This is a genomic window from Phaeovulum sp., assembly GCF_030684035.1.
Lineage (GTDB): Bacteria > Pseudomonadota > Alphaproteobacteria > Rhodobacterales > Rhodobacteraceae > UBA6213.
In genome coordinates this window covers 99,756-107,065 of the sequence record NZ_JAUXPI010000009.1, presented here as the reverse complement: position 1 = coordinate 107,065, position 7,310 = coordinate 99,756, and the positions used below count along the sequence as shown (strand labels likewise).

Genomic DNA, 7,310 nt, shown 5'->3' with positions numbered 1-7,310 from the left:
CCTTGGTCGGCAGCAAAGGCTGGATCACATCCCACTCGAAATCCGTCAGATCAAAGCGCGCCATCGACACCTCCCGTGCTGCGGGAAAGTGAATCAGATCTCCGTAACCTTGTGAATCCCCTTTATGAGTATGTGACCTAGCCTGCCAGTGCTGCCGCGATACGCGCAGCCAGGCGGCGCGCGACCTCGGTCTTGCTCATCCGCGGCCAGCTTTCGCTGCCTTCCGCGTCGATCACTGTCACCGCGTTTTCGGCCCCACCCATGATCCCGGTCGCCGCGCTCACGTCATTGGCCACGATCCAGTCGCAGCCCTTGCGGGCGCGCTTGGCCGAAGCGTGTTCAAGCACATTGTCGGTTTCTGCGGCAAAACCCACAACCAGGGCGGGCCGACCTTCGGCAAGCTGGCTGATGCGGGCGAGAACATCGGGGTTTTCGACAAGGTCCAGCTTCGGCGGCTGCCCGGTGCCATCCTTTTTCATCTTGCGCCCGGTAGCGTTGGCCACCCGCCAATCGGCCACCGCGGCGGCAAAAATCGCCGCATCGGCGGGTAACGCCGCCTCGACCGCCGCCAGCATCTCGCGCGCGGTCTCGACGCGCACCACCTCGACTCCGGCAGGCGGCGGCACCGAGGCGGGGCCGGTGACAAAGGTCACCCGCGCCCCGAGATCGGCCAGTGCCGCGGCCAGCGCCGACCCCTGCGCCCCCGAAGAGCGGTTGGCGATGTAGCGCACCGGGTCGATCGGTTCATGCGTCGGCCCCGAGGTCACCAGCACATGCCGCCCGGCAAGCGGCCCGGCACCAAGTGCTGCACTGATCGCGGCGGCAATTTCCAGCGGTTCCGCCATTCGCCCCGGCCCGAACTCGCCGCAGGCCATGTCGCCCTCGTTCGGACCCACCACCGCGATGCCATCTGCGCGCAACCGCGCCAGGTTGCGCTGGGTGGCCGGGTGCTGCCACATCCGCACATTCATCGCCGGGGCCAGCAGGGTGCGCTTGTCGGTGGCAAGCAGCAGCGTGCTTGCAAGGTCGGGTGCCAGCCCGGCGGCAAGTTTGGCCATCAGATCGGCGGTGGCAGGTGCCACCACCACGAGGTCGGCGGCGCGCGAAAGCTGGATATGCCCCATCTCCGCCTCTTCGGTCAGATCGAAAAGCTCGGTGTGGCACTTGCCCCCGGCCAGCGCGGCAACGCTGAGCGGCGTCACGAACTCGGCCCCTGCCCGGGTCAGCACCGGCACCACGCGCGCGCCCCGCTCCTGCAAGCGCCGGATCAGCTCGAGCGACTTGTAGGCGGCGATCCCGCCACCGATGATGAGAAGAATCGTCTTTCCCGCCAGCATTTTGCCCTCCGTCGCCTGGCCGAAGTCTAGGCAGGGCCGCCTTGCGGCGCAAGCGGGCTAGCGGAACACCGCGCAGGGGTCTTCGCGCGGGGCCGGGGCGGTGACGATCCAGAGATCGTAGGGCTGCACCGGCTCGGCGGGGGCTTCGATCTGGCCAACCGCGATCACCGCAAGTTCGGGTTCGGCCCGGCGCAACACGGCCGGCACGCCAAGATCGGTGCGCGCATGGCCGGACCCGGTAATCACCGCCACCGGCCCGCCGGTTTCAAGCAAGGCTTCCAGCACCGCTTGCGCCAGCGCCGCATCGCGCAGCCGCTGCGCCTCGACCATGCCCGCCATCCGTGCGGGCGGCAGTGCGTTGCAATGCGCCGCCATCTGCTCGGCCTCGAGTGCTGCCTGAACATCGGGCGCAAGCGGCGTGGTCAGGCCATAGCGCGCCGCGTCTTCGCCAAAAGCGGCGGCGGCACCCTCGGCCATGGCGCGCAATAGCGCATCGCGCGGCACATCGCCGCCCCGGATCGTGGCTTCGGGGGCGGCATCGAAGATCGGGTAATACATGGCGAAATCGGGCCAGCCCGATCCATCCCAGCCAAGCGCCGCCGCCAGCTTTGCCGGGTCTTCGCGGTTGGCGGGGGTCGCATGGGAGGCCGCCTCGGGGCTCAGCATCTCGAACACGATCGCGGCAGGGCGCAGAAACGCCACCGCCAGCGCCTGATTGGCATGGTGCGCGGGGTTGTCATGCACTTCGCCAAGGATCACCACCGGGGCGCGCAGACCCAAAAGCGCCTCGGGGCCGATCCGTTCGGCGGCCGCAGGCAGGGCGAGGGTTATGGCAAAGGCAAAGCCGAGAACTTTCATGCCCACAGGTCTTGCACAGAGGCACCCCGCGCTTCAAGGGCCCGGCGCAATTTCGCCAGCGCCGCGACCTCGATCTGGCGCACCCGCTCTTTGGAAGAGCGAAGCTCGCCGCCCAGATCGTCAAACGTGTGCGGCACCTCGGCAGACCTGCGCGCGTGTAGCGCCGACAGCAAGCGCCGCGCACGGTGCCTTCAGCAGGCCCAGCGTGGCCTCCTGCACCAATTCCTCCATCGGCGCGCCGTAGCGGCGAAAGCGCGCAGCCATCGAAACCGCCAGTTTGATGTAAGCCGAGACAAGCAGCTTCAGCGCCAGTTCGGTTTCAGCATCGAGCATTTCGGCCTTCATCGCGCGGGCGAGGAAGCCTTGTGACCGTGCCCCGTCGAATGCCATATCTGCCTCCGTCTTGCTGCGGCGCTTGCAGAGCGCCCCCGATTTGCCGATGAATACGCGCCAGAACACCAGCCGGATCACCCGGCGCGGGGGCAAGGAATCCAAAATGGGGTATGATCTGGCGATCGGCGATCGCAGCCATTCAAGCTGGTCGCTGCGCGGCTGGCTTTTGTTCGCGCAGGGCGGCATTGCCGTAACCACCCATTCCGGCCGCCTATATTCACCAGATTTCGCCCGGTTGATGGGTGCCTTTGCCCCGGCCCGCCTTGCGCCCGCGCTGCGCCTGCCCGAGGGGCAGGTGATTGGCGAGACGCTGGCAATTGCCGAAACCCTTGCCGAGCGCCATCCCGAAGCGCGGCTTTGGCCAGAGGATGCAACCGCGCGGGCGGTGGCGCGCTGGATCTCGGCAGAAATGCACGCCGGGTTCGGGGCGCTGCGCAACCATTGCCCGATGAACCTGCGGCGCAGCTATTCCGACTGTGCGCCACCCGCACCGGTGCTGGAGGATCTGGCGCGGATCGAGCAGCTCTGGGGCCTCGCGCGCGGCCAGTTCGGCGCAGGCGGGCCGTGGCTTTTCGGGCGCTGGTCCGCAGCAGACGCGTTTTATGCCCCGGTCGCGGCGCGCATTGCGGGGCATAACCTTTCGGTTGGGCCGGTGGCGGCGGCCTATGTGGCAACCACGCTTGCCGACCCCGCCTTTTGCCACTGGCGCGCGGAAGCTCTGGCCGAAGGCCCCGACCAACCGTTCTACAAACGCGACTGGCCAACCCGTCCCTGGCCCGGACCCGCGGCGTGATCCTGGTTAACCGGAATTAACCATTCCTAAACCCTCGCAGCCTAAGCCTTTTCGCAGGGGCGAAGCGTGGGTGCACAATGGTGGCGCAGGTCTATACGGTGGCCTTCGAAGGCGTCGAGGCGCGACTGGTCGAGGTGCAATGCGCGCTGGCGCAAGGCATGCCGAACTTCGCCATCGTCGGCCTGCCCGACAAGGCGGTGTCGGAGGCGCGCGAAAGGGTGCGCGCCGCCCTTGCCGCGCTTTCCATCGCGCTGCCATCAAAGAAGATAACCGTCAACCTCTCGCCCGCCGACCTGCCCAAGGAAGGCTCGCATTTCGACCTGCCGATCGCGCTGGCGCTGCTGGCGGCAATCGAGATCCTGCCGCGCGAAGACCTCGAATCCTGCGTCGCACTTGGCGAACTGGCGCTTGACGGGCGGCTGATCGCGGTGGCGGGTGCGCTGCCCGCAGCAATGGCCGCGGCCGAGCATGACCGCACGCTGATCTGCCCCGCTGCCTGCGGTGCCGAGGCGGCCTGGGTCGGCGCGACCCCGGTGCTCGCCCCGGCAACGCTTGCCGAAGCCATCGCCCATTTCACCGGCCGCACACCACTTTCCCCGGCGCGCCCGGGCGAGGTGCTGCGCGAGGCGGCGATCCGCGATCTGCGCGACGTCAAGGGCCAGGAACGCGCCAAGCGCGCGCTTGAAATTGCCGCCGCCGGTCGCCACCACCTGCTGATGGTGGGCGCGCCCGGTGCCGGCAAGTCGATGCTCGCGGCGCGTATTCCGGGCATTCTGCCGCCGCTATCGCCCGTCGAGGCGCTTGAAACCTCGATGATCCACTCGCTCTCGGGGCTGCTCTCCGAAGGCGGCATCTCGCGGACAAGGCCATTCCGCGAGCCGCACCATACCGCTTCGATGGCGGCAATCGTCGGCGGCGGGCGCGGCGCGAAACCGGGTGAAATCAGCCTCGCGCATAACGGCGTGCTGTTCATGGACGAGTTTCCCGAATACCCGCGCGCCGTTCTCGAAACCCTGCGCCAGCCCATTGAAACCGGCGAGGTGGTGGTGGCACGCGCCAATGCGCATGTGCGCTACCCCTGCCGCTTTCTTCTGGTGGCAGCGGCAAATCCCTGCAAATGCGGCTACCTCGCCGATCCCGCGCGCGCCTGTTCGCGGGTGCCGATGTGCGGCGAAGACTACCTCGGGCGCATCTCCGGGCCGCTGATGGACCGCTTCGATCTGCGCATCGAGGTGCCGCCGGTGGCCTATGCCGACCTCGACCTGCCCTCCACCGGCGACAGTTCGGCCACGGTTGCAGCCCGGGTGCAGTCGGCACGCGCGCGCCAGGAGGCGCGCTATGCGGCCCACCCGCAGGTGCGGGTCAATGCCGAGGCCGAAGGCGCGCTTCTGGAAGCGGTGGCCAGCCCCGATGCCGAGGGCCGCGCGCTTTTGCTGAAGGTGGCAGACCGCTTTGGCCTGACCGCGCGCGGCTATCACCGGGTGCTGCGCGTGGCGCGCACCATTGCCGACCTTGACGGCGCGCCGACGCTGCGCCTGCCGCATATTGCCGAAGCTGTCAGCTACCGGCTGACCCTCGCCGCCGGGCGCTGAACCTAGCGCGCGCGCTTGGCCTCGATCACCTGCCAGATCGTCTCGGCGGTGTTGGTGCCGTCAAACCGGTCAAGCTCCTGAATGCCGGTGGGCGAGGTCACGTTGATCTCGGTCAGCCAGTCGCCGATCACGTCGATGCCGACAAAGACCTGACCCTTTTGCCGCAGCATCGGACCGATTCGGGCGCAGATCTCAAGATCGCGCGCCGTCAGGCCGATCTTTTCGGGGCGCCCGCCAACATGCAGGTTGGAGCGCGTCTCGCCCTCGGCGGGCACCCGGTTGATCGCCCCCACCGGCGCGCCGTCGATCAGGATGATGCGCTTGTCGCCCTTGACCACATCGGGCAGGAATTTCTGCGCGATCAGCGGCTCGCGGTTGATGCCGCTGAAGAGCTCGTGCAGCGAGGCAAGGTTCCTGTCGCCCGGATCCAGCCGGAACACACCCGCGCCACCATTGCCATAAAGCGGCTTAAGGATGATGTCGCCATGGCGGGCGCGAAAGGCGCGAATGGTGGAAAGATCACGCGCAACAAGCGTTGGCGGCGTCAGGTCGGGAAAGTCGAGCACCAGCAGCTTTTCGGGTGAATTGCGCACCCAGAACGGATCGTTGACCACCAGCGTGCCGGGGTGAATGCGTCCGAGCAGATGCGTGGTGGTGATATAGCTCATGTCGAAGGGCGGGTCTTGGCGCAGCCAGACCACGTCCCATTCCGCCAGATCGACCTCGGTCTCGGCCCCGAGCGTGAAGTGATCGCCGCGCACGCGCCGCACTTCAAGCGGCCAGCCGCGCGCCACAATGCGGCCTTCGCGGTAAGCGAGCCTGTCGGGGGTGTAGTAAAACAGACTGTGCCCCCGCAGCTGTGCCTCTTCGGCAATACGGAAGGTGCTGTCGGCGTCGATGTTGATCGCGCCGATAGGGTCCATCTGGATTGCAACCTTCAAGGCCATGCGGCACCCCCTTGCTGGCACCCTACATGGCGCAGCGCAAAGCGCGATGCAACCACGCCTCAGTCGAGCCCGAAGGCATTCTCCAGAATCTCGATACGACCCACGGCATCGACCAGTGCCACGTCGAAGCGCACGGCGGTACCCTGCCCCAAAGGTTCACCGGCGATGAACTCGCTCGCCGAAGCATAGATCCGGTCCATCTGGCGGCGCGAAAGCCGCTCGGCGGCGCGGGCATGGCTCTCCGCCTTCTTCACCTCGATGAATACCAGCCCCGCGCCCTCGCGGGCGACAAGGTCGATCTCGCCGCCCGAACCGCGCCAGCGGCGCGCGGCAATCGTCCTGCCGCTTTGCAGGTAATGCGCCGCCACCTGCGCCTCGGCGGCCAGCCCGTCATGATAGGAAACTGCACCGCTCATCTCTCGCCCTCCAGCCGCAGCGCCATCTGATAGACCTCGCGCCGGGGCAGGCCGAGGGCTTCGGCCACCTCTGCCGCCGCCTCCCTTACCCGCAGATGCACCAGCCTTTCGCGCAATGCCGCCTCAACCTCTTCTGCCCCGGCCCGGAGGGCCGGCGCGCGATCCACCAGAACCACGATTTCGCCCTTGACCGCCTGACCCACGAAACCTGCTGCAAGCTCAGCAAGAGTTCCGCGCCGCACCTCCTCAAAACGTTTGGTCAACTCGCGCGCTACTGCCGCCCGTCGTTCCTGCCCCAGAGTTTCGGCCAAATCGATTAACATTTGGCCAACGCGTTTCGGTGATTCGTAGAATATCAGCGTCGCCTGAACAGTTTTCATCTCGCGCAGCCAGGTTTTGCGCGCCGCCCGTGTCGCTGGCGGAAAGCCTGCGAACAAGAACCTGTCCGAGGGCAGGCCGGACACCGTCAGCGCCGCCAACACGGCCGAAGGGCCGGGTGCGGCAAACACGGAAAATCCGGCCTCGATCGCGGCGCGGCCAAGCTGAAAGCCGGGGTCCGCCACCAACGGCGTGCCGGCTTCGCTTGCATAGGCAACGCTCTTGCCCTCGGCCAGAGCACCGAGCAGGCGCGGGCGCACCGCGGCACCGCTGTGCTCGTGATAGGCCAGGAGCGGCCGCCCCGAAAGCGCAACGCCATGGATATCGAGCAAATGGCGCAGCGTACGGGTATCTTCTGCCGCAAGCACCTCGGCCGAGGCCAGAATGTCGAGACCGCGCAGGGTGATGTCGCGCGCGGCCCCGATCGGCGTCGCAACGAAATAGAGCCCGGGGGGCAGTCGCACCACCGAATGCGCCATCGTTGCTGCACCCGGTGCCGCGCCACCCGTCTGCGTAGTTTCCGTCATTCGCCACCGCCAATCGCTTGCGTTGTAAAGTTTACTTCGGCCGGCGAAGCGCATAGGCTCGGCCGCAAT

Annotated in this window: 8 protein-coding genes and 1 pseudogene; 2 read left to right on the top strand and 7 right to left on the bottom strand. The window is 67.3% G+C overall.

Features of this window, described 5'->3' with window-relative positions; translation table 11 throughout:
• Window positions 1-137: 137 nt before the first annotated feature.
• From coaBC to Q8J98_RS02845, 4 genes and pseudogenes are all read right to left on the bottom strand, one after another.
• Window positions 138-1,337, bottom strand: a complete 1,200-nt coding sequence (coaBC, locus tag Q8J98_RS02855) for a bifunctional phosphopantothenoylcysteine decarboxylase/phosphopantothenate--cysteine ligase CoaBC (protein ID WP_305185502.1) — start codon at window positions 1,335-1,337, stop codon at window positions 138-140.
• A 57-nt stretch (window positions 1,338-1,394) separates the two neighbouring features.
• Window positions 1,395-2,195: a ChaN family lipoprotein gene (locus Q8J98_RS02850; RefSeq protein WP_305293057.1), complete on the bottom strand. Its 801-nt coding sequence runs from the start codon at window positions 2,193-2,195 to the stop codon at window positions 1,395-1,397.
• Window positions 2,192-2,332 carry a sigma factor-like helix-turn-helix DNA-binding protein gene (locus Q8J98_RS14775; RefSeq protein WP_370868048.1) on the bottom strand — a complete coding sequence of 47 codons (141 nt, stop codon included), beginning with the start codon at window positions 2,330-2,332 and terminating at the stop codon, window positions 2,192-2,194. The genes Q8J98_RS02850 and Q8J98_RS14775 overlap by 4 nt, the downstream gene beginning before the upstream one ends.
• A gap of 49 nt (window positions 2,333-2,381) precedes the next feature.
• Window positions 2,382-2,585, bottom strand: a pseudogene (locus tag Q8J98_RS02845) (sigma factor); the annotation flags it as partial.
• A 49-nt stretch (window positions 2,586-2,634) separates the two neighbouring features.
• On the opposite strand from Q8J98_RS02845, the gene Q8J98_RS02840 reads away from it, so the two are divergent.
• Complete coding sequence (locus Q8J98_RS02840) at window positions 2,635-3,381, top strand: glutathione S-transferase (protein WP_305293056.1); 747 nt, start codon at window positions 2,635-2,637, stop codon at window positions 3,379-3,381.
• 77 nt (window positions 3,382-3,458) lie between these two features.
• Window positions 3,459-4,973: a YifB family Mg chelatase-like AAA ATPase gene (locus Q8J98_RS02835; RefSeq protein WP_305185505.1), complete on the top strand. Its 1,515-nt coding sequence runs from the start codon at window positions 3,459-3,461 to the stop codon at window positions 4,971-4,973.
• A gap of 2 nt (window positions 4,974-4,975) precedes the next feature.
• Here the strand turns inward: Q8J98_RS02835 and gshB are convergent, their stop codons facing one another.
• From gshB to rsmI, 3 genes are read right to left on the bottom strand one after another with little or no spacing between them, the layout of a single operon-like run.
• Entirely contained in the window at window positions 4,976-5,920 is a 945-nt protein-coding gene (gshB, locus tag Q8J98_RS02830) for a glutathione synthase (protein ID WP_305185506.1), read from the bottom strand.
• A 59-nt stretch (window positions 5,921-5,979) separates the two neighbouring features.
• The gene (locus Q8J98_RS02825; protein ID WP_305293055.1) at window positions 5,980-6,336 is read right to left on the bottom strand and encodes a YraN family protein; all 357 of its coding nucleotides are present in this window, start codon (window positions 6,334-6,336) and stop codon (window positions 5,980-5,982) included.
• A complete protein-coding gene (rsmI, locus tag Q8J98_RS02820; protein ID WP_305293060.1) occupies window positions 6,333-7,193 on the bottom strand; it encodes a 16S rRNA (cytidine(1402)-2'-O)-methyltransferase in 861 nt (286 codons plus the stop codon). Before rsmI ends, Q8J98_RS02825 begins: the two co-directional genes overlap by 4 nt.
• Window positions 7,194-7,310: the final 117 nt, after the last annotated feature.